Here is a 245-nt window from a genome sequence, read left to right as displayed (position 1 = left end):
ATACGGTGCAAAAGTCGGTATTGTGGAGCAGCAATATCTGGGCGGTACCTGCGTCAACGTTGGCTGCATTCCCAAAAAACTGATGGCGTACGCGGCGCATTTTCATGGTGAAGTCGAGGATGCGCGCGGCTTCGGCTGGCAGGTAGAGAAGGCCGTTTTCGATTGGGCTACGCTGATTGCCAACAAGGACGTGGAAATCGCCCGGCTCAATAGCGTTTATCGCCGTCTGCTGGACGGGTCGGGGG

The 245-nt window shown here is 56.7% G+C and carries 1 pseudogene; it reads left to right on the top strand.

Annotated features, from left to right (window positions below):
* Window positions 1-245: pseudogene (locus QN347_RS20655) on the top strand (glutathione-disulfide reductase); the annotation flags it as partial.

The organism is Sphingomonas sp. 10B4, from assembly GCF_035019905.1.
Classification (GTDB): Bacteria; Pseudomonadota; Alphaproteobacteria; order Sphingomonadales; family Sphingomonadaceae; genus Sphingomonas; species Sphingomonas glacialis.
This window is presented reverse-complemented; position numbering and strand designations above follow the sequence as displayed.